Annotated in this window: 26 protein-coding genes and 1 tRNA gene; 12 read left to right on the top strand and 15 right to left on the bottom strand. The window is 60.1% G+C overall.

Annotation, left to right across the window (positions count from 1 at the left end):
• Window position 1: 1 nt before the first annotated feature.
• Window positions 2–1357 carry a nitrogenase component 1 gene (locus MCUTH_RS07115; RefSeq protein ID WP_066957520.1) on the top strand — a complete coding sequence of 452 codons (1356 nt, stop codon included), beginning with the start codon at window positions 2–4 and terminating at the stop codon, window positions 1355–1357.
• 184 nt (window positions 1358–1541) lie between these two features.
• Here MCUTH_RS07115 and MCUTH_RS07110 read toward each other — a convergent pair whose 3' ends face one another.
• Window positions 1542–1796, bottom strand: coding sequence for a winged helix-turn-helix transcriptional regulator (locus MCUTH_RS07110; protein WP_066957518.1), 255 nt, complete (start codon window positions 1794–1796; stop codon window positions 1542–1544).
• A 92-nt stretch (window positions 1797–1888) separates the two neighbouring features.
• Between MCUTH_RS07110 and MCUTH_RS07105 the strand changes: the two genes are divergently transcribed.
• On the top strand, window positions 1889–2098 hold the full coding sequence (locus tag MCUTH_RS07105; protein WP_066957516.1) for a hypothetical protein: 210 nt from the start codon (window positions 1889–1891) through the stop codon (window positions 2096–2098).
• 78 nt (window positions 2099–2176) lie between these two features.
• Here the strand turns inward: MCUTH_RS07105 and MCUTH_RS11960 are convergent, their stop codons facing one another.
• From MCUTH_RS11960 to MCUTH_RS07070, 7 genes are all read right to left on the bottom strand, one after another.
• Window positions 2177–2686, bottom strand: coding sequence for a hypothetical protein (locus MCUTH_RS11960; protein WP_224732765.1), 510 nt, complete (start codon window positions 2684–2686; stop codon window positions 2177–2179).
• A gap of 117 nt (window positions 2687–2803) precedes the next feature.
• On the bottom strand, window positions 2804–3304 hold the full coding sequence (locus MCUTH_RS07095) for a GNAT family N-acetyltransferase (protein WP_066957515.1): 501 nt from the start codon (window positions 3302–3304) through the stop codon (window positions 2804–2806).
• Window positions 3305–3435: 131 nt separating this feature from the next.
• On the bottom strand, window positions 3436–4332 hold the full coding sequence (pdxS, locus tag MCUTH_RS07090; protein ID WP_066957513.1) for a pyridoxal 5'-phosphate synthase lyase subunit PdxS: 897 nt from the start codon (window positions 4330–4332) through the stop codon (window positions 3436–3438).
• Between the two features lie 659 nt (window positions 4333–4991).
• The gene (fdhD, locus tag MCUTH_RS07085) at window positions 4992–5771 is read right to left on the bottom strand and encodes a formate dehydrogenase accessory sulfurtransferase FdhD (protein ID WP_066957511.1); all 780 of its coding nucleotides are present in this window, start codon (window positions 5769–5771) and stop codon (window positions 4992–4994) included.
• The gene (locus tag MCUTH_RS07080; RefSeq protein ID WP_066957509.1) at window positions 5771–6955 is read right to left on the bottom strand and encodes an aminotransferase class V-fold PLP-dependent enzyme; all 1185 of its coding nucleotides are present in this window, start codon (window positions 6953–6955) and stop codon (window positions 5771–5773) included. The genes fdhD and MCUTH_RS07080 overlap by 1 nt, the downstream gene beginning before the upstream one ends.
• Window positions 6952–7752 carry an ATP-dependent sacrificial sulfur transferase LarE gene (gene larE, locus MCUTH_RS07075; RefSeq protein WP_066957507.1) on the bottom strand — a complete coding sequence of 267 codons (801 nt, stop codon included), beginning with the start codon at window positions 7750–7752 and terminating at the stop codon, window positions 6952–6954. The genes MCUTH_RS07080 and larE overlap by 4 nt, the downstream gene beginning before the upstream one ends.
• A gap of 14 nt (window positions 7753–7766) precedes the next feature.
• Window positions 7767–8090, bottom strand: coding sequence for a transcriptional regulator (locus MCUTH_RS07070; protein WP_066957505.1), 324 nt, complete (start codon window positions 8088–8090; stop codon window positions 7767–7769).
• Between the two features lie 107 nt (window positions 8091–8197).
• Between MCUTH_RS07070 and nifS the strand changes: the two genes are divergently transcribed.
• Genes nifS through MCUTH_RS07040 form a run of 6 tightly spaced genes read left to right on the top strand, consistent with a single transcriptional unit; the run spans window position 8198 to window position 12057 of the window.
• Window positions 8198–9391: a cysteine desulfurase NifS gene (gene nifS, locus MCUTH_RS07065; protein ID WP_066957503.1), complete on the top strand. Its 1194-nt coding sequence runs from the start codon at window positions 8198–8200 to the stop codon at window positions 9389–9391.
• Window positions 9392–9396: 5 nt separating this feature from the next.
• Window positions 9397–9786: a Fe-S cluster assembly scaffold protein NifU gene (gene nifU, locus MCUTH_RS07060; protein WP_066957747.1), complete on the top strand. Its 390-nt coding sequence runs from the start codon at window positions 9397–9399 to the stop codon at window positions 9784–9786.
• A gap of 4 nt (window positions 9787–9790) precedes the next feature.
• The gene (locus tag MCUTH_RS07055; protein ID WP_066957501.1) at window positions 9791–10525 is read left to right on the top strand and encodes a HesA/MoeB/ThiF family protein; all 735 of its coding nucleotides are present in this window, start codon (window positions 9791–9793) and stop codon (window positions 10523–10525) included.
• On the top strand, window positions 10522–10794 hold the full coding sequence (locus tag MCUTH_RS07050) for a ubiquitin-like small modifier protein 1 (RefSeq protein ID WP_066957499.1): 273 nt from the start codon (window positions 10522–10524) through the stop codon (window positions 10792–10794). Before MCUTH_RS07055 ends, MCUTH_RS07050 begins: the two co-directional genes overlap by 4 nt.
• A gap of 15 nt (window positions 10795–10809) precedes the next feature.
• Window positions 10810–11217: a molybdenum cofactor biosynthesis protein MoaE gene (locus MCUTH_RS07045; RefSeq protein ID WP_066957497.1), complete on the top strand. Its 408-nt coding sequence runs from the start codon at window positions 10810–10812 to the stop codon at window positions 11215–11217.
• A gap of 54 nt (window positions 11218–11271) precedes the next feature.
• Entirely contained in the window at window positions 11272–12057 is a 786-nt protein-coding gene (locus tag MCUTH_RS07040; protein WP_066957745.1) for a 4Fe-4S binding protein, read from the top strand.
• A gap of 19 nt (window positions 12058–12076) precedes the next feature.
• On the opposite strand, the gene MCUTH_RS07035 is transcribed toward MCUTH_RS07040, so the two are convergent.
• The 3 genes from MCUTH_RS07035 to MCUTH_RS07025 all read right to left on the bottom strand — a co-directional run bounded on the left by MCUTH_RS07035 (window position 12077) and on the right by MCUTH_RS07025 (window position 15465).
• Complete coding sequence (locus MCUTH_RS07035; protein WP_224732766.1) at window positions 12077–12748, bottom strand: mechanosensitive ion channel family protein; 672 nt, start codon at window positions 12746–12748, stop codon at window positions 12077–12079.
• A gap of 117 nt (window positions 12749–12865) precedes the next feature.
• Window positions 12866–15127 (bottom strand): efflux RND transporter permease subunit, encoded by a 2262-nt coding sequence (locus MCUTH_RS07030; protein WP_066957493.1) that lies wholly within the window; start codon window positions 15125–15127, stop codon window positions 12866–12868.
• Window positions 15124–15465 (bottom strand): hypothetical protein, encoded by a 342-nt coding sequence (locus tag MCUTH_RS07025; RefSeq protein ID WP_066957491.1) that lies wholly within the window; start codon window positions 15463–15465, stop codon window positions 15124–15126. Before MCUTH_RS07025 ends, MCUTH_RS07030 begins: the two co-directional genes overlap by 4 nt.
• Before the next feature lie 653 nt (window positions 15466–16118).
• Here MCUTH_RS07025 and MCUTH_RS07020 point away from each other — a divergent pair.
• The gene (locus MCUTH_RS07020; RefSeq protein ID WP_066957490.1) at window positions 16119–16871 is read left to right on the top strand and encodes a TrmB family transcriptional regulator; all 753 of its coding nucleotides are present in this window, start codon (window positions 16119–16121) and stop codon (window positions 16869–16871) included.
• Window positions 16872–16930: 59 nt separating this feature from the next.
• Here the strand turns inward: MCUTH_RS07020 and MCUTH_RS07015 are convergent, their stop codons facing one another.
• Window positions 16931–18244 (bottom strand): serpin family protein, encoded by a 1314-nt coding sequence (locus MCUTH_RS07015; RefSeq protein WP_066957489.1) that lies wholly within the window; start codon window positions 18242–18244, stop codon window positions 16931–16933.
• Window positions 18245–18560: 316 nt separating this feature from the next.
• Here MCUTH_RS07015 and MCUTH_RS07010 point away from each other — a divergent pair, with 316 nt between their 5' ends.
• The gene (locus tag MCUTH_RS07010) at window positions 18561–18983 is read left to right on the top strand and encodes a pyridoxamine 5'-phosphate oxidase family protein (RefSeq protein ID WP_066957487.1); all 423 of its coding nucleotides are present in this window, start codon (window positions 18561–18563) and stop codon (window positions 18981–18983) included.
• A 146-nt stretch (window positions 18984–19129) separates the two neighbouring features.
• On the opposite strand, the gene MCUTH_RS07005 is transcribed toward MCUTH_RS07010, so the two are convergent.
• Window positions 19130–19202 (bottom strand) — tRNA-His (locus tag MCUTH_RS07005).
• Between the two features lie 355 nt (window positions 19203–19557).
• On the opposite strand from MCUTH_RS07005, the gene infB reads away from it, so the two are divergent.
• Together infB and MCUTH_RS06995 are read left to right on the top strand one after the other, a co-directional pair.
• Window positions 19558–21339, top strand: coding sequence for a translation initiation factor IF-2 (infB, locus tag MCUTH_RS07000; RefSeq protein ID WP_066957485.1), 1782 nt, complete (start codon window positions 19558–19560; stop codon window positions 21337–21339).
• 114 nt (window positions 21340–21453) lie between these two features.
• Window positions 21454–21852, top strand: coding sequence for a 30S ribosomal protein S6e (locus MCUTH_RS06995; RefSeq protein WP_066957484.1), 399 nt, complete (start codon window positions 21454–21456; stop codon window positions 21850–21852).
• 159 nt (window positions 21853–22011) lie between these two features.
• On the opposite strand, the gene MCUTH_RS06990 is transcribed toward MCUTH_RS06995, so the two are convergent.
• The gene (locus MCUTH_RS06990) at window positions 22012–22476 is read right to left on the bottom strand and encodes a DUF2240 family protein (RefSeq protein WP_066957481.1); all 465 of its coding nucleotides are present in this window, start codon (window positions 22474–22476) and stop codon (window positions 22012–22014) included.
• A complete protein-coding gene (locus MCUTH_RS06985) occupies window positions 22473–22895 on the bottom strand; it encodes a hypothetical protein (RefSeq protein ID WP_066957479.1) in 423 nt (140 codons plus the stop codon). The genes MCUTH_RS06990 and MCUTH_RS06985 overlap by 4 nt, the downstream gene beginning before the upstream one ends.
• Window positions 22896–22917: the final 22 nt, after the last annotated feature.

The raw sequence follows: 22917 nt of genomic DNA, 5'->3' as shown, positions 1-22917 counted from the left end.
TATGACGGATTCTAAGGCAGAAGAGGCATACGGCCCGGGGAAGGTCCCGGAGTCCTCTGCAATAGAGGCCCCCAGGTTCTCCTGCGCCCTCGGAGGAGCTCTTGGCACGGCGGTCGGGATCTACGGCGTCGTCCCCATCCTTCACTCCGGTGCCGGGTGCGGTATCGGGCAGCTCTTCGGGCAACTCTACGCCGGGGGACAGAACGCAGGCGGACCGCAGGGGGGGACCAGCACCCCCTGCTCTTCCCTGGTGGAGCACCACGTGGTATTCGGAGGTGAGGAGAAGCTCCGGGACCTGATCCGCGCGAGCACTGAGTTGATGGACGGAGAACTCTATGCGGTCATAAACGGCTGCGTCCCGTCGCTGATCGGGGACGACGTAAACTCTGTCGTCAAGGAGTTCCGCGAGAAGAATGATATCTTCTTCGTGCGGTCCTCCGGGTTTGCCAGAAACTCATACGAAGGCTATGAGCTCTTCTTCGAGGGGTTGATAGAGGATCTTCTCAAACCTGCGGAGAAGATCCGGCCAAAGACGGTGAACGTATTCGGTATCGTCCCATACCAGCATGTCTTCTGGAAAGGCGATGCGCGGACCATTAAGAACCTTCTCGCCGAGATCGGGATAACGGCCAATGTCTTCCTCGCGGAATTCGACGGGGCGGCTCAGCTGCGTGACATTCCTGCTGCAGAGTACAACATCGTGCTCTCCACCTGGAACGGCCACCGGACGGCGAAACTCCTGAAAGAGAAGTTCGGCACACCGTACCTGACCTTCCCTTCGGTCCCCGTGGGGCCGAAGCAGACTGCGGAGTTTCTGCGCAGGGTGGCAAAGGTCTTCGATATATCGGAAGAGGTTGTCGAGCGCGTGATCGCGCGGGAAGAGCGGCGGGTGTACCGGTTCATCGAATACGGAGGCGATGCCCACATGCTTGTCCGGCCGCACCCGTTCTTTGCGGTTGCGGCGGATTCGGGGACTGCGATCGGCATCTCGCGCTTCCTCATCAATGAGCTTGGCTACCTGCCGGATATCGTCCAGATCACCGACGACCCGCCCGAGGAGGTGCGTGACGAGATTGTCAGGTGGCTCACAGAAGACCTTGAAACCCCTCTCAAACCGGAGGTGGTCTTCGAGACAGATGCGCATCTTATACGGCAGAACTTGTTGGGAAGATCGTTCCTGTTCCTGTTTGCAAGTTCCCTCGAAGCCCCTATTGCTCTCGCGGAGTGGGGCGCGCTCCCCATCACCGTCGCGTTCCCTGCATTGAACCGGCTCGTCCTGAATCGGACCTACGCCGGGTTCGACGGAGCCTTGACCCTGTTTGAAGAGATCATCAGTTCGTTTGTCGGGCCTCTGTGACGGAGATTTCCGTCCTTTTTTTGGGAACGCCGTCGACGAGTGTGGACGATCGTCGAACGCACCGGTGCAGCAATAGAGAGCCCGGAGTTGAGGTCTCCCGCGTGAAAAATGGTGTCAGGGTCGGTCCACGGAGGGACAGAGGAGGATGTTTAAGGGGTTATATCGAGACGCATAGGCGGCCGCATCATGCGGTTATCACCTCCGGCTCCGGGACGTTCAGTCCGTACAGGCTCTGGCGGGCGTCGATGAAATAGTGCCGCTCTATAAGTATCCCTTCTTCTTTGAGTCTGTTCAGAGCGTATCTCACGGTGCGCGCCGGCAGAGAGGTCTCGCGGATCAGATCTTTCTGGGTGAACTGACCGCCTGTTTCGAGAACCTTGTACACGAGTTTTGCCGACGGCGGGAGGTGTCCGATCTTTGCCAGTCTCTTCTCATTCACGTCAGTTTCGTTGACAAAAACGATCCCTCATAGTGGAATCACCATACTCATGTTGTGGTTCACAATTGTTAACTTTTTCGATTGTCCCTGCGATGGATTCGATGGTCAATCGTAGTGATGTGATTGGGGATAGGGGCAATTTATACCATATAACAACAAAAAAGTCAAAAATTGACGATATCGGTGCGTGGATCGCCCGGGCGCTGTATGCTTCGGAAGAGATGTCAGCGATTCTCGCCGTGCAGTTATTGCGCGATTGTGGCTATAGGTTGTTATTGATGCAGCAGGAAGCCCTGCCCTGAAAGGCGGAGTAGCTCACGTATGAATCGCCGTATCTGCCCGATATTGGGATGAAGACGTCAAAAACCCACACCGGCGCATCATTCGAGGATCGTCAACTCGAACCTGCCTTCCATGCAGGCGGCGGCAAAATCAAGGAAATCCCTCATGTTTTCAGACATCTCCGATGAGAGCGAGGGCGAGACGTAGACGATGATATGCGGTCTTGCTGTCTTCTTCTTTAACTCCAGGTACAGGTCCCTGAAGATGGCGAGGACCGTCCTGAAGTTCACCCGCTTGATGATCCGGATGTGGCCGATGCCTTCCGAATCGATCAGAACCCGATAATTCGGCGTCTTTCTGAAGAATGGGTTTCCTGACTGCATATCCTTCTGCCTTATCTTCGCCTGTTCTTCCGCCCCCACAAAGCATCTGTGAACTGATGGTACTGGACGCACGTAGACCGAGCCGATCAGGGTGGGCCGGAACACCTCAATGATGCTGCAGATGTGGGAGACAGCATGATTCGGCGCGACCGTCGATGTACCGACGCTCTCTTTCCCATGGATGGCTGCTTCCCTCTCTCCTCCCGCAGGATCACCTCCACCCATGGGGCGGGAAACCATTTATGCTCAGGCGATTCAGCAAACATTGACGGGAATATTCGGACATTTTCCTGAATGCGGCAAATGTTGCGGAACGCCCTCTCATCGTTTCGGCTGCTCCCGCTAGAGCTCCTTCTGGTACATCACGACATCGAGGACCTTCCCCGCTATCTCTCCGACGTTCCGGAGGTGAGCGCATCGGGAATAACCCGCCGCCTCAAATAGCCTGGTGCTCGCATGGTTCTCACCCGTGACTGTTCCCAGGATCACACGTATCCCTGCCCTCCTCGCGTGATCCTCAAGGAAAGAGAGAGCGATCTTCCCGATCCCCCTACCGGTATGCTCCGGCTTTAAGTAGATCGAGATCTCCACAGTTCTGTCATATGCCCGCAAATTTTTGTACCTGCGCACCCCGCAATATCCCTGGATTTCTTCACCGTCCAGGATCAGGTACGCCCGATAGACCTGATCGCCCGGCGGGTAGTCCTTGCTCAACTCCGCCGGGGTGATATCCCCGTCGTGAAACGTCGCGGTCGTGTGATGGCTATAATAGTTGTAAATCTCTGCAATGACCGGGAGATCGCCTTTCCGGGCCAACTGAAATTTTATTGCCGTCTCTCTCACCGCCTCTGGTCTGTATGATCCCGATATGTTTATGCGATATTCACCGGGATTTCTGCTGCAAACCTCACGATGGTTCGTCCGTATCCCGCCGGGGTTTTGCAGCAGTAATCCCGGGCCTGTATGTATCGGTATCAGCGCCCGCGGTACCGGAGCGTCTCGCTTTTGCTGAGGAGGTGGACGTCAAGCCCCGGCATCGCCTCGCCGAGCCCACGGGATGCGCCGGCGATTGCCGCCGGGTCGTCGTAGTGGTTCACCGCTTCCACGATCGCTCTTGCCATCCGTTCCGGGTTGGACGACTTGAAGATGCCCGAGCCCACAAAGACCCCGTCGGCGCCGAGCTGCATCATCAGCGCCGCGTCGGCAGGCGTTGCAATCCCGCCGGCCGAGAAGTTCACCACCGGGAGCCGGCCGCGCTCTGCGCACTCGATGACCAGGTCCGCCGGCGCTTCTATCTCGCGAGCACGGTTGATCAACTCCTGCTCGCTCATCCCCTGCAGGAGCCGGATCTCGCCCATGATCGCACGCATGTGCCGGACAGCCTCGACGACGTTGCCGGTGCCGGCCTCGCCCTTTGTCCGGATCATCGCCGCTCCCTCATCGATCCGTCGGAGGGCTTCGCCGAGGTTTCGGGCTCCGCAGACGAACGGGACAGAGAACCGCTTCTTCTCGATGTGGTACTCCTCGTCGGCAGGCGTGAGAACCTCGCTCTCGTCGATCATATCGACGCCGAGCGCCTCGAGTACCTGCGCCTCGACGAAATGGCCGATCCGTACCTTGCCCATCACCGGGATCGAGACCGCATCGATGATCTCCACGATCTTCTCCGGATCGGCCATCCGGGCCACGCCGCCTGCCGCCCGGATGTCGGCAGGGACGCGTTCGAGCGCCATCACCGCAACGGCACCCGCCTCCTCTGCAATTCGTGCCTGTTCGGCGTTCACGACATCCATGATGACGCCGCCTTTCTGCATCGACGCAAACCCTCTCTTCAGGAGTTCGGTACCGGACCTGAGATCTTTTAAGTCCATTTTTTCTCCTTCCCGGGATCTCGCTCAACCCGGTGCCCGAATGCCGGAGACGGGTCCCTGATGAGCGTATCCTCTGTCTTGAGCAAGGGTGTGTTTCGTAAGGTTTTAAATATATTCACAATTGTGAATTTTCTCTCCTCTCCAGTCCGACCGGCGAGTCGTCCGTACGGCTCATTCGTGGATGTTGCCCGTCATCGCGCATATTGCGGCAAATTTTGTCCATTTCTGTCGAAATAAATTCTTCCGGCACGTACCCGGGTATAGTTCACGGATGTGAACAAAATAAGAGAGATGGGCCAGTATCGTCCGGCTGGGCATTGGAAAACCCATGTTACAGCACAGCACCCCGCCCGCTCGTTCTGCACCCTCTCCGCCATGAACCGGCACTCCGTTGCCTGGCGGAGAGTATCATTGCCGCACAAACTCCGGGAACGGTGCCCATGCGGCCCTCTTTCCCGGATTATGTCCCGGAGGGCATGTCGGCTGCCTTCATCTCCAGGATGTTCTTCTCACGCAACTTCCGCCGCACACCCGTGAACGACTGTACCTGATATGATCACTCTTCTGCACAGAGCATACGGGAGATTCCTGAACTTGGGGAAGGGGTGTCGACGAATACCGCGAAGACCCCCTGGTGCAGAAGGCAGCAGCGGGGGCGTTCACTCGCCGGCGGCCGCCTGTGACGCGCCGCGGACCCGCTCCCACCCGGTGTAGATGTTCATCTTTCTGCTCCGGACGAACCCGACGATCGTGAGCCCGCCGGCCTTTGCGGCCTCGACGGCGGTGGTGGTCGTCGCCCCCCGCGAGACGATCACAGGGATGTTTGCGACCAGGCACTTCCTGACCATCTCGGAGGATATCCGTCCGGAACTGACCGCAAACGTCCGCGAAAGATCGATCCCGGCAAGAAGCCCGTGGCCGATGACCCGATCGAGCGCGTTGTGCCGGCCGATATCCGCGGCGATCAGAATCGCCTTCCCCTCTCCGTCGAAGAGCCCGACGAGGTGGATGCCGCCGGTGATCCTGTGGAGATCCGAATCGAGCGTCTCTTTCGTCGCCGCCCGGATCGTCTCGGGCGCGAGTGTGAGATCGGAGCGGATCGCAGGAAGGCGCCCGGCGTCGAGGAACGACGCGGTCCCGCCGCACCCGGAGAGGACGGTCTTGTGCGAGGTGAGGATCGAGAACGGGTTCTTTGTGAGGACACTTGCGGTATTCCCCTCGATCCGGATCGACTCGATCTCATCGAGTTCCCGGACGATCCGTTCCGTGTAGAGGTACCCCACGACGAACTCCCGGAGCATCACCGGGCTTGTCATGGCGGTGAGGGCGTGGCGCCCGTTGACGGTCACGGAGAGAGGCATCTCCTCGACGACGGGGTGAGTCGCGGCGACGAACGACTCGTCGTCGACTTTGACGATCGGCAGTTCCCGGTAGAGCATCAGATCGCCCTCCGGGAGATCTCTTCAACGGTGGCTATCAACGTATCAATCTCCTCTGTTGTGGTGTAGATGTAGGTGCTCGCCCGCACCGTCCCGTCCGGGAGACCGAGGTGCTCCATCAGCGGCTGGCAGCAGTGGTGCCCCGACCGGACCAGAACGGCGGACGCCTCGTCGAGGATCTGGGCCACCTCGTGCGGGTGCATCCCCTCGACCGTGAACGAGACGACGCCGATCCGATCGGTCCCGGCATCCAGGCCCGCGACCGTAACGCCGTCGAGCGCCGCAAGCCCGTCGATGAGCCGGGCGGTGAGCCGCTCCTCGTGCCGCCGGACGGCGTCCATCCCGATCTCCCGGAGATATGCCGCCGCCCGGGCAAGCCCGATGGTGCCGGCGACCGGCGGCGTCCCCGCCTCGTATCGCTCTTCACCGGGAGCAAGGGTGTAGCCGTCGGACGACGCGCTCTCGATCGAACCGCCCCCGACATGGAGCGGTTCGAGATCCGGCCGGCGCATCCAGAGCCCGCCCGTCCCGGTGGGCCCAAGCATCTTATGGCCCGAGAAGCAGAAGTAGTCGCACCCGATGGCGGCGACGTCGACCGGGATGTGCGGGGTCGACTGGGCTCCGTCGACGAGGAACTTTGCGCCCCGGTCGCGGCAGATCCCGGCGATCTCCCGGACGGGGAGGACGGTGCCGAGGACATTTGAGGCGTGGGTGACGGCGACGAGCCGGGTCTCGTCGCGGATGGCCGCCTCCAGATCGGCTATCTCGAGGCCGCCATCGGAATTCGGCCGAACGATATCCACCGCGACTCCACGTTCTCGGAGCCGGAGCCAGGGTAGGAGGTTTGAGTGGTGCTCGAGGAGCGTCGTCACCACCCGGTCGCCCTTCTTCCAGTCGAGGCCGGCGGCGACCGCTCCGATCGCCTCGGTAGTGTTTCTGGTGATCGTAAGGGTGCCGCCCTCGCCCCCAATGAACGACTTTATGGCGTCGTGGGCGTCCCGGTAGCGGTGGGTGGCGACATTGGCGAGCCGGTGGACGCCTCTTCCCACGTTTGCGCGGTAACGAAGGTCGTACTCGACCATCGCCTGGACCACAGGCTTTGGGGTGAGGGATGTTGCGGCGCTGTCTAAGTAGATGAGGTCCCGTGTGATGGGGAAGTCCGTTCTACAGTCTTCGATCCTCATAGGACCTCATCCATACTCCCACTCCGGTACCCGGCAAGGTCCAGGGCGACGTAGGTAAAACCGATCTTTCGGAGGGCCGCCGTCACATCATCCCGCATGGAAAAGAGCCGCTCCATCTCCTCGGGCGGCACCTCGATCCGGGCGACGTCACCGTGAAGGCGGACCCGCACCTGGGAAAATCCCCGATCATGCAGTGCATCCTCGGCCGCCTCGATCCGGGCGAGCGCCTCCTCTGTGATCTCGGTCCCATAGGGGAGGCGGGTGGCAAGGCAGGCCGCCGATGGTTTGCTCCAGAGCGATAGTCCGCACTCATGGGCGATTCTCCGGACATCGTCTTTCGTCGCACACGCATCGGCGAGGGGGTGCGAGATCCCCTCCTCGTCGCCTGCGGCAAGCCCCGGCCGGTAGGTCCCGAGGTCGGAGAGGTTCGTCCCGTCCGCGACCGTGCCGATCCCTTCCCGCCGGGCCAGATCTTTGAGCAGGCGGGCCGATGCCTTCTTGCAGGTGTAGCAGCGGTCGGGCCGATTCGCCCGGAAGGCCTCATCCTCAAGAATCGGGAACGCCACGACCTCCAGGGGGAGGTCCAGCCGGGCTGCGGTCTTTCGCGCCGCCTCGACCTCTCGCCGGGGGATGAGCGGCGAGTCAAGGAGGACGCACCGGACCCGCTCCTTCCCGAGCGCGCGGACGGCCAGTGCGGCGAGGAGCGAACTGTCGACGCCTCCGGAGTATGCGATAAGCAAAGGACCCTTCTCCTTGAGGGCCTCGATGACCGCTTCTTTGCTGCACCTGGAGTTCATCGGTATCGTTCTCCTTATGCTTCTGTATCGCACAGTTCGCCGAGCTGGTTCTCTTCGCGGATCTGCGTGCATATCTCACATATCCGGGAGGCGAGGTCGTCCACCTGGCCGGCCTTGAGGTCCTGCGCAAGCCGGTTGATTGCCTCCTTTACCTCGCCTTCAAAGACGATCCGGTAGCCCCGCTTCCCGGTGCGGTACTGGGAGATCGCTGAGGGTGTCATCTCAAGGAGGCGGGCGGCCTCGAGCTGCGAGACGCCCATGTTAATTAGTTCTTCTGCGATCGCCGCACGGATTGCGGGCAGCACATTCCATACAATTAACTGGCAGGGGAGTTTCATTAATACCACAATGTTTAATGGTTTTGGAGTGGATCTAACAATGATGTTAACAATTGTTAATTTTGACTTCAGGGATGAAATACCTTTGCGTAGAGCCGGGGTGCAGCATGAATACTACGGTTAATCGGAGATCACGGCTGGTCTATATGGACCACGCGGCGACGACCCCGGTCCGGCCGGAGGTCGTCGAAGAGATGCTCCCCTGCTTTACGGAGCGGTTCGGGAACCCCTCCTCCGTCTACGCCCTCGCCCGCGAGGCGCGGGTGACACTGGAGAAGGCGCGGAGACAGGTGGCGGATGCGATCGGCGCAAACCCCAAGGAGATCTATTTCACCTCCGGGGGAACCGAGGCCGACAACTGGGCTATCAAGGGGGTTGCAGCCGCAAACAGAAAGAAAGGCGATCATATCATCACCTCCGCGATCGAGCACCACGCCGTCATCCACACCTGCCAGAGCCTTGAGAAGCAGGGCTACCGGGTCACCTACCTCCCTGTCGACGAGTTCGGCCGGGTTGACCCTGCCTCGGTCGAGGAGGCGATCACCGACAAAACCATCCTCGTCTCGGTGATGACGGCAAACAACGAGATCGGGACGATCCAGCCGGTCGCCGAGATCGCGAAAGTTGCTCACGACCACGGCGTTCCTTTCCATACCGACGCCGTCCAGGCGATCGGGGCGATACCGATCGACGTTGACAACATGGGGATCGACCTCCTCTCGCTCTCGGGTCACAAGTTCGGCGGCCCGAAGGGGACGGGGGCGCTCTATATCCGGGATAAGACCCGGATCGGGACGTTCATGGACGGCGGGGCGCAGGAACGGGGAAGACGGGCCGGGACCGAGAACGTTCCGGGGATCGTGGGGCTCGGAAAGGCTATCGAACTAGCCGTCGCCGAGATGCCTGAGAAGTCCCCAAGGCTTGCCGCGATGCGAGACCGACTGATCAAGGGAATCCTCGAGACCATCCCGGAGACCCGCTTAAACGGTCACCCTACCGAGCGGCTCCCGAACAACGTGAACGTCGCCTTCCGCTACGTCGAGGGCGAATCGATCCTCCTTATGCTCGATGCACTCGGGATCGCCGCCTCGACGGGGAGCGCCTGCACATCGGCATCGCTTGAGCCCTCGCATGTTCTTGTGGCCTGCGGTCTTCCGCACGAGGAGGCGCACGGCTCCCTCCGGCTCACCCTCGGCTCCCGGAATACCGAGGAGGACGTCGACTACGTCCTCGAGGTCCTGCCCCGGGTGATCGAGCGCCTGCGCAGGATGTCCCCCCTGAGCCCTGAACGATATGCGTGATCATCATGTACAGCGAACGGGTCATGGACCATTTTATGAACCCCCGGAACATGGGGGAGATCCCGGATGCGGACGGTGTCGGTGAGGTCGGGAACCCTGCCTGCGGCGACATCATGCGGATAACCCTCCGGATCGAAGGGGATAGGATCGTGGATGCAAAGTTCAAGACCTTCGGGTGCGCCGCCGCCATTGCGTCGAGTTCGATGGCCACCGAGCTCATCCGGGGAAAGACTCTCGACGAGGCGCTGGCGGTCACCAACAAGGCGGTCGCCGAGGCGCTGGAGGGGTTGCCCCCCCAGAAGCTCCACTGTTCGGTCCTCGCCGAGGAGGGGATCCGCAAGGCAATCGCCGATTACCGGGCACGGCACGGTTCGCCGGAGGCGAGCGGAGGATAACCTGATGCTCACCGAGCGGGAACGTGAGCGTTACAGCCGGCAGATTCTCCTCTTCGGTGAGGAGGGGCAGGAGCGGCTGAAGCAGGCGAAGGTCTTCATCGCCGGGGCGGGGGGTCTTGGCTGCCCGATCGCCCTCTATCTTGCCGTCGCCGGCGTAGGGGAGATCCGCCTTGTGGACAGGGACGTCGTGGACCGGACCAACTTAAACCGGCAGGTTCTCCACTGGGAGAAGGATCTCGGCATACCGAAAGTCCGATCCGCGGAGGAGAAACTCTGGGAGGTTAACCCCGACGTCCGAATAGAAGCCCTGGAAGCGACGATCAATGAAGCGAACGTCCATGACCTGGCCGCCGGTGCCGACCTGATCGTGGACGCGATGGACAACTTCCCGACCCGCTACCTCCTGAACCGGGAGGCGATCAGGTCGGGCGTGCCGCTCATCCACGGTGCCATCCGGGGGTTCGACGGCCAGGTGACGACGATCGTCCCCGGCCGGACGGCCTGCCTTGAGTGCATCTTCCCGGAGGCCCCGCCCGCCGAGGTCTTCCCGGTCGTCGGGACGACGCCGGGGTTCATCGGTCTCATCCAGGCGAACGAGGCGATCAAGTACATCACCGGTTCCGGCGACCTCCTCGCCGGTCGGCTCCTCCTCTGGGACGGCCTTGCGGCGAAACTTGAGACGTTTGCCGTGGAGCGGCGGTCGGGATGCCCTGCCTGCAGTAGAGAGGTGTGTCAATGAAGGTTCGAGTGAAGGCGTTCGCCCGGTTCCGGGAGATCCTCGGGAGCGACCTTCTCGTCGATCTCCCCGATGGGGCGACGATGGCGGCGGTTCTCGCCGCGCTCCGGGATCGTGCCGGAGATAATGGCGATGCAATCTTTGACGAGACCGGGGCGCTCCGGGCGCACGTCATCCTGATGCGGAATGGACGACGGGTGAAGAGAGACGACCCCGATCCCCTTGCGGACGGAGACGAGATCGCTATCTTCCCGCCGGTCGCAGGTGGATGAGGAGGAGATGGAGATATGATTGGAATTACACGGGACGTCATCGACGCAGGCGCGATGATCGAGGCGGCGAAGAGGCCGGGCATGGGAGCCCTGGTCACCTTCTGCGGCGTTGTCCGGGACGACGGAGGGGTGGAGCGGATGGAACTTGAGGTCTATGAGGAAGTCGCGGTCCGCGAAATGGAGGCGATCCGCGACGAGGCGATGCAAAAATACCCGATTGAGTCGGTGGATATCGTCCACCGGGTCGGATCGCTCTCGGTCGGCGAGACCATCCTCCTCATCATCGTCGGTGCCGGGCACCGGAAAGAGGCGTTCGCCGCCTGCGAGTACATCATCGACCGGATCAAGCAGACAGTCCCGATCTGGAAGAAGGAGTTCTACCGGGACGGCGAGCGGTGGGTGCCGGGGGAGTACGTCGATTAGACCCCCTCCTCCCGGGGTGAACCTTTTTTCCCGCCGGGCGAAAAGATATCGATGATGAACAGCGACCTCAAAGCAGCCGTCCTCGAACGGTGCCGGCGGATGGAGATCCCGCTCATCGGGATCGCAAGCACCGACCGGTGGGAGAACCCGCCGTTCCAGCCCTGGATGCCTGAGGAGTTCTACCCACAGTCGATCTTTCCCGAGGCCCGGTCAGTGATCGTCATCGGCCTTCCCGTCCATCTCCCGGTGCTTGAGACCACCCCCTCGATCTACTACCACGAGTTGTATAAGACCGTCAACACCCTTCTCGACCAGTACACCTACCGGCTCGCCTCATTCCTCAACGACTGCGGATACCCTTCGGTCTTCGTCCCCCGGGACGGCTACGGGTCCATCGAGGTGCTCCAGAAGAGCCCTATTGCCTTCTTTTCCCACCGGCACGCCGCGCTCCTTGCGGGGCTAGGGACCTTCGGCGTGAACAACACCCTCATAACACCAAAGTACGGACCCCGCGTCCGGTTCGGCTCGGTCCTCACCGCCGCCGACCTCCCGCCCGATCCGATGCTTTCTGACGACCTCTGCACCCGGTGCATGCTCTGCGTCCGCGCCTGCCCGGCCGGTGCCCTCGATGAGCGAGACTACCCTGAGGGGCTCACCGATAAAGCGGCCTGCGCGGCAAACAGCGCCAAGCTCGCCCGGCGCCATATCTCACCCTGCGGGATCTGCATAAATGTCTGCCCGGTAGGAGAGGATCGGCGGCATTACGCCAGCAAAAACCCCGACGGGGCGGATCTGCGCCGCCGGGCCCGGGAACACGTGCAAAAATACGGTGGGTTTTAGATCTCCCCACCGGAAAAGATTACTCTCTTCTCATCCTGCCCATCAGCCGGTCCATCATCTCGGGTGCCCGGTCTTTGAGGCCGAATCCGATGATGATGGCGATCGCCGCGCCGATGCCGATCCCGACTCCCCAGGCGACCGGGACGACGAATGCATAGATTATCGTGAGATCGAGCAGGAGCTGCTGAAGCGCGAGAATGGCGACGATGAAGTAGAGGAATGCCCGCAGAAGCAATGTAATCAATCCAAAACCCTGGATCTGCTGTGTCTCCCCCATGCTCTGGAGGAAATCCATCAGCCAATCGATCAGGATGAATCCGGCGACCAGGATGATGATGAATGCGACGATGTTCGGGATGTAGGCTACGATTGCGGCAACGGCAGCCGTGAGCGCCGGGATTTGCAGGACGCTGACGGCTGTGAGGATTGCGATAAGATAGATGAACCAGCGGACGATGAGGTCGAAGAGGCGGCTTATGTTTGTTCCAGATCGTTCAATATGCTGGCCGGCAGACGTCTTTCGAAGCGCATCATCGACACCGAGCCGGTCGAGGACTTCGGAGACGATTCTGCCGAGAACTCGCCCGAGGATCCAGCCGATGATGAGAATGATGATTGCTGCAATGAGGTTTGGTAGAAACAGAATGACTTCACGAGCCAATTCTTCAACTGGCTCAAACACCTGCGTCATGAGGCCTCCATTTGTCATGGTATATCACCGGAGGAGGGATATGGGAGGTACTATATATAATTGCCGTATCCCCGGCTCACAGAGACCTCATTGCCCGGTTTGGTGTTGATGGGGCGGTCACTCCGCGATCCCGGCGTTGACCGGGATGTGGGAGCGGCCGCTGAAGCGGTACATCAGTGAGAGTATCGCCGGCATCACGACGATCGCGCCCATGAGCGAGAATCCGACAGTGATGACCGTTACAATTCCGAAGTTTGAGATGATATTGAACGTCGAGATGGTGAGTGCCGAGAACCCGAAGACCGTTGTCATCCCGGATGCCGTGATGGCCGTCCCGATCTTCTGCACGGCGATCTGGACGGCGTCAAGGAACTCCGCGCCCCGGGCGAGTTCCTCCTCGCACCGCTCCATGATCAGGATGGTGTACTCCGAGGCGACGCCGATCGTCATCGACCCGAGGACGGCAGTGAGCGGCGTATAGTCCAGGCCGAGGAGATACATGATCGCACCGTTCCACCCCACGATGAAGACGATCGGGATGACCGGTGAGATGGCGCTGAACTTCCGATAGACCAGGATCAGGAACCCGAGGATGAAGGCGAATCCGAGCACGGTCATGTAGGTCTTCGACTCCTCGATATCGTCCATGACGGCGGCAAACATCTCCATGCTGCCGGTGATCTTTGCCGTCACACCGGCGGGCGGGTTGTTCCATGCGACGTCGTCCTGTATCCTCCCTACAAGGTCTCGGGCGACGCTCATCTCCATCTGGACGGTCGAGAACTCGAGCACCGTCTCCATGTTCCCGTTGAGGTAACGGGCGAGCGTGTTCTCCGGGATCCGGGCGATGACGTCGTCGACCTCTCTCTCGGTCGAGGGGAGCACGCCGTTGTTGTACTGCCGGATCAGGGTTGCGATACTCGTTACCCCGGTGATCTTGTCGTTATGCTCCTGCTCGTAGACGCCAAACTGATCGATCCAAGCAAGCGTCTCCGGGGAGAGGACGTCGTCTGCGGTCACGACGATTGGGATGGTGCTCGTCGAGCCCATGACCCGGGTGATCTTTTCTAGAGATCGGAGGGCGGGCATATCGTCGGGAACGAAGGTCTTTTCATCCGCGCTGACGGGAACCTTCTCGTCGAGGTAGAAGCCCCCTGCTGCGACCACCGCAAAGAGCATGATGACGGGGATCGGGTGTTTTGCGACCGTATAGGCAATTCGGCCGAGGAGGCGGTCATACCGCTTCATGAAAGATTCACCGGATGCCGGGGCGGAAGTAGCGGTGGGTGCCTTCTCATTCTTTGGCCGGTAGCGGGTGATGATCGCAAAGACGGGGACGATGATGAGCGCTGCGATGTAGCACGAGACGACCCCGATGGTACAGACCGTTCCAAAATCGGCCACCATCGGCACCGGGGCAAAGAACATCGCAATGAACCCGAGCGCCGTCGCCGACATGGCGATCAGGATCGACGGCCCCATATTCGTGACGGTGGCCCATACGGCTTCCGGGATCGTACCGCGCTGGATCTCCTCGTCGAATCGCGCATGGAGCTGGATCGCGTAGTCGATACCGATCCCGATCAGCACCGGGAATGCCCCGACAACCACCATGCTGAGAGGAATACCGAAGAGACCCATGAACCCGAAGGTCATGATGAGCCCGACGGCCACGACCCCGACGGGGAGAAGGGGATAGCGGACATGCGAGAAGAGAAGCATCACCGCGAGGACCATCAGGATCATGGCCACGAGGATCAGCATACCTGTCTCGGATCCTATAGCTTCACCCATCTCCTTTGAGAACGCGGGGGTCCCCGAGACCGTGACCGAGACGCCTGGCGGGGGATCAGAGATACTGACGATGGTCTTGATATTTTCGATGACCTGCCCCTGGACCTGCGTGGAGACGCCCGGCTCAAGGGCGATGACGCTGATCGTCATCATATCCGAAGGCAGCATCTTCTCCACCGTCTCTGACGGAGCCATCTCGATGATCGCGTTGATCTCCGCCGTTGACGACGGCAGGGTGCCGCCGTTCGCCTGCTTTACGAGGTCGACGACGCCGGAGACGGTATCGACGTAGCGTTCGTTGCGGAGATCCTCCTGGAGGTTATCGATATACGTCAGGACATCCGGGCTCCGGACGCTGTCGGCCTCGTAGATGATCATGATTGCGTCTGAGCCGTAGGTCTCCTTATAGTGGGCGAGGAGCGCCCCCCGGGGGGTGTTTTTATCTATATATGTGTCGTCGCCGGTCTGCATCGTCACCATTGAGAGTCCAAGGAGTGCCAGGATGAAAACAGCCACGGCGACTCCGGCGACAGCCCAGGTGCGGTTGTTGATGGCGGCGGCAAGCCACTCGTAGGGGTTCTTCATGCGTCTTCCTCCGCTGTCCCGTCACCGTACTCGGCGATGATTGCACGTGTCACGGCACGCGCGAGTTCTATGTCGGTCCTGCCGGCAGGGTCGATCCCGTACTCCCGAGCGGTGCGTCGAAGGCGAGCAGAATCGAGGATCCGGTAACTACAGGTTGTTCTGCCGGACCCCGCCGTTGCTGCGATGAGAATGGACGCGATCAGTGACGCTCCCGCTTCTCCGTTCATGGCGAGACGGTGGAGCAGGGCAACGGCCCGCTGATACTCTATCGGGGGGAGAAATCCGACCTCGATCCATACTTGGCTTGTATTATCCGGAAGAAATTCCTTGTAGAACATGTTCTGGTGGTCCGGCCCTCGAGATGGCGGCCTACCGGAGGACCGTTGAGAACCAATATTACAGGCAATTGCGCAGTTCACGTCTCTCCTCTTTATAAATGACTCATATGCTGGAGTTAGTATTTTCTAAAGACTGAATATGAACTTACTGCAACCACAATCAGGACTGGTTTTGAAGTATCGAGCCCGGCAGCGAGTTGTTGCGCGGCTCTGGGCCTTTAAAACGACCTCGCTCCCATCAAATTAATTTCCAATATGTTTGATGCGGAAATGATGCTTAGCTGCCGTCGATGCATCCCGGGAGAAGCAGCAATTTGAGCGGCGGCCCATCCACGCTTTGAGCCTGCCGCTGGTGCCCCGGGATGCATTTACATCCCGATGGTCCGATTTCGGAATTGGGCACTCTACTGGTTCAGGTGGTATCGCTCTGCATGCTGCTCTCATTCATTCTCCAGAGCAGCCATTCTCGGAGATGGATATGCCGGATCTGGTATTCCAGCGGTTTCACGTGGGGTTTGTTCATGGCCCATGCTCTGCCTTTGGTAGGCGGCCGCTGTGGAGATACGCTTCGTGCGCGGAGAGTTCGTCGCTCTCTCGCAGATATCAGTTTTTCATCGGAACCCATAAGTTTGTTGCAACCTAATAGAGGTGCAATGACTGATGAGATAGTCCTTGGGCTCCGGGCTCTCGGGATGAACGAGTACGAGGCAAGTGTCTATTCGACGCTTGTCGGCTTGCAGAAAGCGACCGCGCGGGACATCCATGAATTAAGCGGGGTTCCCCGGGGACGGATCTACGAGATCCTAAACGATCTGGCCCGCCGGGGATTCATCGCGGTCGAGGAGGGATCTCCCACCTCCTACTACGTGCTCGATATCGACCAGGTCTTTGATCGGCTCAAAGAGGACTACATCCGCGCCCTCGACGAGACCCGCGAGGCGTTGAAGAGTCTCTCGGTCAAGCTGCGTCTTCCTCCCAACTCGTTCTTCATCCTCAGAAGCGACTGGGCAATCGAGAACCATGTTGCCTCGCTTTTCCGCCGGGTGAAAAAGAGCATGGTCATCCTCTGCTATGACCCGGAGTTCCTCCGGAAGCACTATGCGGACATCAAACCCCTCGAACGCAAGATCGATCTCTACGTGGTCGTGCGAAAGAAGGACGAGTATGCCGAGATCAGGCTTCCGATCTACGAGGCCAGGGGAGCCGTGCTTGAACTTCTTGAGTCGCGACCCGTGAACGAGCCAGAGGTCGATCTGAGGAAGGATGAGTGTACGATCCTGGTCGACGGCCGGGACTTCTTCATCATCGCCACCGGGGGGTCCGGGCGGCACGCGGTGATCGGGTCGGATATGCCGATCATCAGTTACCTGCAAAAGACGATCGTCGAGCGGCTCACCGGGACGTAAGGGTCACCGACAATCAGTTGCTGCAAAGAGGAGAGAGGATGGGCCGGTCGCCCTCCTCCTCACGATCCTGCCGGGTTTACAATCCGCCCTGCAAAGAGGATCGCGCCGGAGTCCTCCTCGACGATGAGGAAGACGAATGGGTGGTCCGCCCGGAAGACGGGCGTCCGGTCTTCCATGGGTGCGCTTGCCAGGTTCACGACGACGCCGGTCGCCGCCGCGGCCTCGGTCCCCTCCTCGTTCACGTCGACGAAGGCCTTATGGACAACCTCGCTGATGAAGAGTTCTTCCGTCCCGTCCATCCCCGAGAAGTTGGCTGCGTCGGTGAACGCCGTCGGCATCCCCATCGCCGCGAGCGCCGGCGGGAGGCTGTAGGTCGTCTCAAGCGTGAACTTCGGGAAGACGACCCTGACACGCTGCTCGATCAGTGATTCTCTGATCTTTCCGAGCGTCTCGGCGTCGAGGGCCTCTTCCGCCGCCGTCAGATTGTCGTCCTTCGGGAGGAGAACGAGCATCGAGAGCTCGGTTCCGTTTCCGTGCGCATACGGCATCCTGAGCACCTGGAGACTCTCGGTCTCTGCGTACCCAAAGATTGCATCCTCGTCGGTCTGGCGCATCATCGGGACCCGGACGGTCTCCCCCGGAGCAACCTGGAACTCTTCTTCCGTCGTCTCGGCGGGATCGAACTGCCGGACCCAGGTGCCCTTGAAGTAGATGGCGTTTGTGATCACGAGCCGGGTCATGGAGTCGATCGAGCCGGCGGGAAGGAGGTCGCGGATCTTATTCTCGGTCTTCTCCTCCACCCAACGGTTGATGGTCTCGCGCGACGCATCGGCGTTCTTGATGAAGTCGAGGTTCGTGACGTTCGCTCCGTACCATCGCGCGGCCGTATCGACGTACTCTGGGAGGAATGGGTAGGTCTCCTCGGCCCAGAGGGCGTTTGCGGTGCGAAGCGTGTAATTCTCATCTCCGGCATTCAGGGTGGCATCAAGCCCGGCAAACCCGGTTCTCCGGAGGGTCTCGTTCTCCGGCAGGTGGAGGGCCGATTCGATCTCGTCGGCGGTCGTGCCCCGGGCGCCCTCATAGGTGATCGCGAGGGCTGATGAGATGCTGTAGGGCGAGAAGAAGATGTTTTTGTCCGCGGATCCCGGGTCGCTCGCGAGGTGTCGGTAGAGGTCGACCGCGAACCGGTTGTTCCCCGCCGAGATGCTGCCGGCGGCGCTGGCTGCTGTCTGGTTATTCATGGATTCATTCTCCCCGGCAAGTGGGGTTGGCTGCGTGGTTGTTGTCTGCGGCGCATCGATGCATCCGGCGGCGATGCAGCCGATCACGATGAGGCCTGCAAGGAGCAGCAGGCCGCTAACCCTTCTATTCATGCTGTGCGGTATGGTGCCCGGGGTTGTTATGCGTAGCGTTATCGATTGGCGTTTGCGCCTCGTTCCGCGGGCGGACTTTGCGCCGGAAACCCTCGATGAACTTGGCCTGACATCCAGTTTGCGTTCTGCAGGTAGCCGTGTGCGAGGGATACGCCGCAGGTCTCCCGCCGCCGCCCAAGGACCAAACGAATGCCTTCCCTGGAACGCTCGCGATCTGCTGCACCAAAACATCTATGAGCGTGCGCGGGAGACAGCCCCGAGACTGTTCATGATACCTAACATGGTTGCGGTGCAGTCCTCTCCGGTGTGATGATCCATGGTGGCAATGCCCGATACCCTCGTTGCGCTCCTCCGGGACTGGCACTCAGTCCCCGTCGCGACCACTGGAGCCGATGGAATGCCCAATGTTGCAGCGAAGTCGGTCACGGTCCGGGATCCCGAGACCATCGTCTGGGGCGAACTCTACTTCATGCAGACCTACGAGAACCTCATGCGGCATCCTGTTGCGTCGCTCTGTGTCTGGGATTGGAACCCGCCGTTTACGGCGTACAAGGTGAAGGGGCGGGTGGCGATCCACAGGCATGACGAAGTGGCGGCATCGCTTGACAAGAGCGTCTGGGCCGGGCACAGTGCGGAGTTCGCGGCTCGAACCGAAGAGATGGCGGCGGTCGTCCTCACGGTCGAGGAAATTTACGACCAGACTCCCCGGCTTGAGGCAGCAGGGATGAGGATTGCATGAACTGCCCCGCGCTCTCCAGGGACTCTCCATCTCTCTACGGTATGGGCAGGTCTCGTTGAACGCCCGCAGGGCTGATGGTGAATGTGTCTTTGCGAGGAGAGAATGAGATCGGAAAGAACCTGAGCGAGAATTTCAGCTAAAAAGTAGGCCAGGGCCGAGATTCGAACCCGGGTCGAGGGATCCACAGTCCCTTAGGATAACCAACTACCCCACCCTGGCAAGGTGCTCATTATAGTTGGTAGTAGGATTTGATTAAGGTATCTCTTCATCACACGTGCGTCCCTATCGGGATCGCCGGCAGTCTCACGATCTGAGGGGCATCCTGGCCACGACACGCCCTTCTAACCACCGTTATAGCCGACATGCGGGGTGATTTTTCCTAAAAGTATGGACTGGCTGCGGGGAGAATCATTAATAGACTCCATGCTCTATAACGTACCGGTGTTCCGGGCGCAAAAGGCGCCCCGGGGGTAGGGAAATCGCCCGATTTATGGTGTGATTTGAGAAAAGCGGTCAATGTTCCAGATTTTTTGGGTTCAATCGTCCATTCTCTATATACCGGAAGGTGATACTCATGGCTAAAGAATCAAAGATCAGGACCCCCATCGTCTGCGTGATGGGTCACGTAGATCACGGCAAGACGTCTCTTCTCGACAGGATCCGGGGTTCGTCCGTGGTCTCAACGGAGGCGGGCGCGATCACGCAGCACATCGGCGCCACGCTCGTCCCCATCGATGCGATCGTCCGTATGAGCGGGGCCTTAAGCAAGGTCAACGTCAACGTCCCGGGTCTGCTCTTTATCGATACCCCCGGGCACCATGCCTTCACCACACTGCGTGCGCGCGGCGGGGCGCTCGCCGATATGGCAATCGTCGTGGTGGATATCAACGAGGGGTTCCGTCCCCAGACGATCGAGGCGCTCCAGATCCTGCGCAACTACAGGACGCCGTTCGTGATTGCGGCAAACAAGATCGACCGCATCCACGGCTGGCGTGTCAACGAGGGCCAGCCGTTCTTAAAGACATTCGCACAGCAGAATGAGCGCGTCCAGGGGATGCTCGAGACGAAGGTCTACGAGCTCGTCGGCAAACTCTCCGAGCTCGGGTTCAACTCCGAGCGGTTCGACCGGGTCTCGGACTTTGCACGGAACATCTGCATCGTCCCGATAAGCGCACTCACAGGGGAAGGCGTCCCCGATATTCTTATGGTGCTGATCGGGCTTGCCCAGCGCTACATGACCGAGAGCCTCCGGGTCAGCGCAGATGGCCCCGGCGCCGGCACCGTCCTTGAGGTGAAGGAAGAGCGCGGGCTCGGGATGACGCTTGATGTGATCCTCTACGACGGGACCCTCAAGGTCGGGGACGAGATCGTTGTGGCCGGGAACGATCAGATCATCGAGACCAAGGTGCGCTCCCTCTTACAGCCCCGTCCGATGAAGGAGATCCTGATCGAGGAGCGGTTCGAGCGGGTCAAGTCTATAACGGCTGCTGCGGGCATCAAGGTCGCCGCCCCGAAACTCGAGGGGGTCATCGCAGGGTCCCCTCTCCGGGTCATCCGGGGGGGCAACCGGGACGAGGTTGTCGAGCAGGTCCGGCACGAGATCCAGGATATCCAGGTGAACCTCTCCGATATCGGGGTCATCATCCGGGCAGATACCATCGGCGCTCTCGAAGCGCTCTCGAAAGAACTCGAAGGTCACCAGATCCAGGTTATGCGGGCCGCCGTCGGGCCGGTCACCCGCCACGACGTCATAGAGGCCGGGACGATCAAGGACCCGCTGTATAGTGCAATCATCGCCTTCAACACCCCGGTTCTGCCGGACGCAATCGATATGCTGGCGGACGCGTCAATGTCTCACGTCAGCATATTTGAGGGTGGGGTCATCTACCAGCTCATCGACGACTACGTCGAGTGGCGTGAGGAGAAGAAGCAGGAACTCGAGCGGCAGCGGTTCGAGAAACTGGTCATGCCTGCAAAGATCCGGATCCTTCCAAACTGCGTCTTCCGGCAGAGCAACCCGGCGGTGGTCGGGGTCCGGGTTCTTGGAGGAAAACTCCAGAGCGGTGTCGACCTCGTCCTCTCGAATGGCAGAAATATCGGCCGCCTCAAGCAGATCCAGGCGAAGAACGAGTCAATCCTGGAGGCTGAGGCCGGCATGGAGGTGGCCATCTCCATCGAGGGGCCGACCGTCGGCCGCCAGATCAACGTCGACGACGATCTCTATGTGGACGTGCCTGAACGGCATGTCAAGGTGATCGAGCGGGAGATGATCAACCAGTTAAACCCGAGCACACGGGAGGTCTTTGAGGAGTTCACGGCCCTCAAGCGCCGTGAGGATCCTTTCTGGGGGAAATGAGCAGCTCGGGGGAGATGCAGCATCTCCCGGCTGATATCTTTTTCAGCCCTGCAAAGGTAGTCTTTTAATACCATATTCTCAAATTGTATAGGTACTTTCGAAGGAGTCGTCAACATGGTTGATTTTAAAATTATCCTCTCAGACCCGGCGACCGGGCGTTCATATAAGATCGATGCGACTGGTCCCGCCGCAGGAGCGCTCATCGGCAAGCGCATTGGTGACGAGATCGATGGGGGCATCTTTGGTCTTGCAGGCTATACGATCCGGCTTACCGGTGGCTCGGATAAGACCGGCATTCCCGTACGCCGCGATCTCCCCGGGCCGGCAAGAAGAAAGCTTCTCCTCTCCGAGGGCATCGGGTTCCACCCCGTCATGGAGGGGGAGCGCCGCCGGAAGTCCGTGCGCGGAAACGAGATCAGCGCTGACTTAGTCCAGATTAACGCCGTGGTTGTAAACACCGGTGCAAAGCCCCTGGCCGAATACTTCAGCCAGCCCGAGGCGGCGGCTGAATAAATCAGCACCCAATCTTTTCTGAAGCGTTATCGCCCCCGGGCAGTCGGTCCGCATTTCTCGTCGCTCCATCGACAGCGTCAGGGCTCTCCCGGTGTAGCCGGGCAGCGGTCGCGGAGAGGGCAGCGTAGATTCCTTGCGAAAAAGAGGGATATTGAAGTCCTAGCGTTTTTTCATGACCGAACGTTCCAGGGCAGCAAGTTTGTCCTCGAAGGCCACCCCGTACTTCTTCGCGAGTATGACCACTGCCGCCTCCACCCGGAGGTTGCCGTCGAAGTTGTCGGAGACGATCCGGTGCAGTTCTGCGACGATCTCCTGCGGCGGTCTCCCGGTTGCAGCGGCGATCCGCCCGAGTAACTCTTCGTACGGGCTCTCGACCGTGAGGAGATCGGAGGTAGGCTTGAACCCGAGCGGTATCGAGACCTCTGCGAGATCGAAGAGCAGCCGGATGGTTCCACCGTCGATCTCGACGAGCCCTTCCGCTTTCGCCCGTTCCAGAAGCTGGTTTGCCTGCTCTTTGTTCATCCACTTCCGGTCGATGGCGATGTAGAAGACAAACTCGCTCCTCTGCAGCCGTTCTTTACGCATGTGCTTGAACGGCGCGGCAACCGCAATCTTGAGACTCACTCGCAGGCACCCTTGAGAATTCTCCGCAGATTCATCGCGTCCAGATCGCCGTGGTGGCCGTCCTTCGCGACGTAGCATTCCGTCAACCGGCCCTTATCCACAATCCGGAGGAAGAAGGCATTCTCCGAGACCGGCAGTCTCTTTTCGGGGGTGAGCAGTGTCCTCTGCAGTTCGACCCGGAAGTCCGCCACTTCGCTGACTTTCTCGGCGAGCGGCAGCAGCGTATCGAGATCCTGGAACTGCGTCCGTTCATCCGCAATCTGGAAGAGGATCCGCTCCTTGACGAGGCCGTCGGCCCCGCGTGTGGTCGTATGGGTATCGTGCATCCGGGCAATGCAATTTAGGACTTCACGGAACGGCCGGTTGAGTTCGAAATCGAGGTCGACCGACTGAGGAAAACGATGATATATCCTGCGCATCACTAAAATTGAGGTCTGCGAA

This window comes from Methanoculleus thermophilus, assembly GCF_001571405.1.
Lineage (GTDB): Archaea > Halobacteriota > Methanomicrobia > Methanomicrobiales > Methanoculleaceae > Methanoculleus > Methanoculleus thermophilus.
This window is presented reverse-complemented; position numbering and strand designations above follow the sequence as displayed.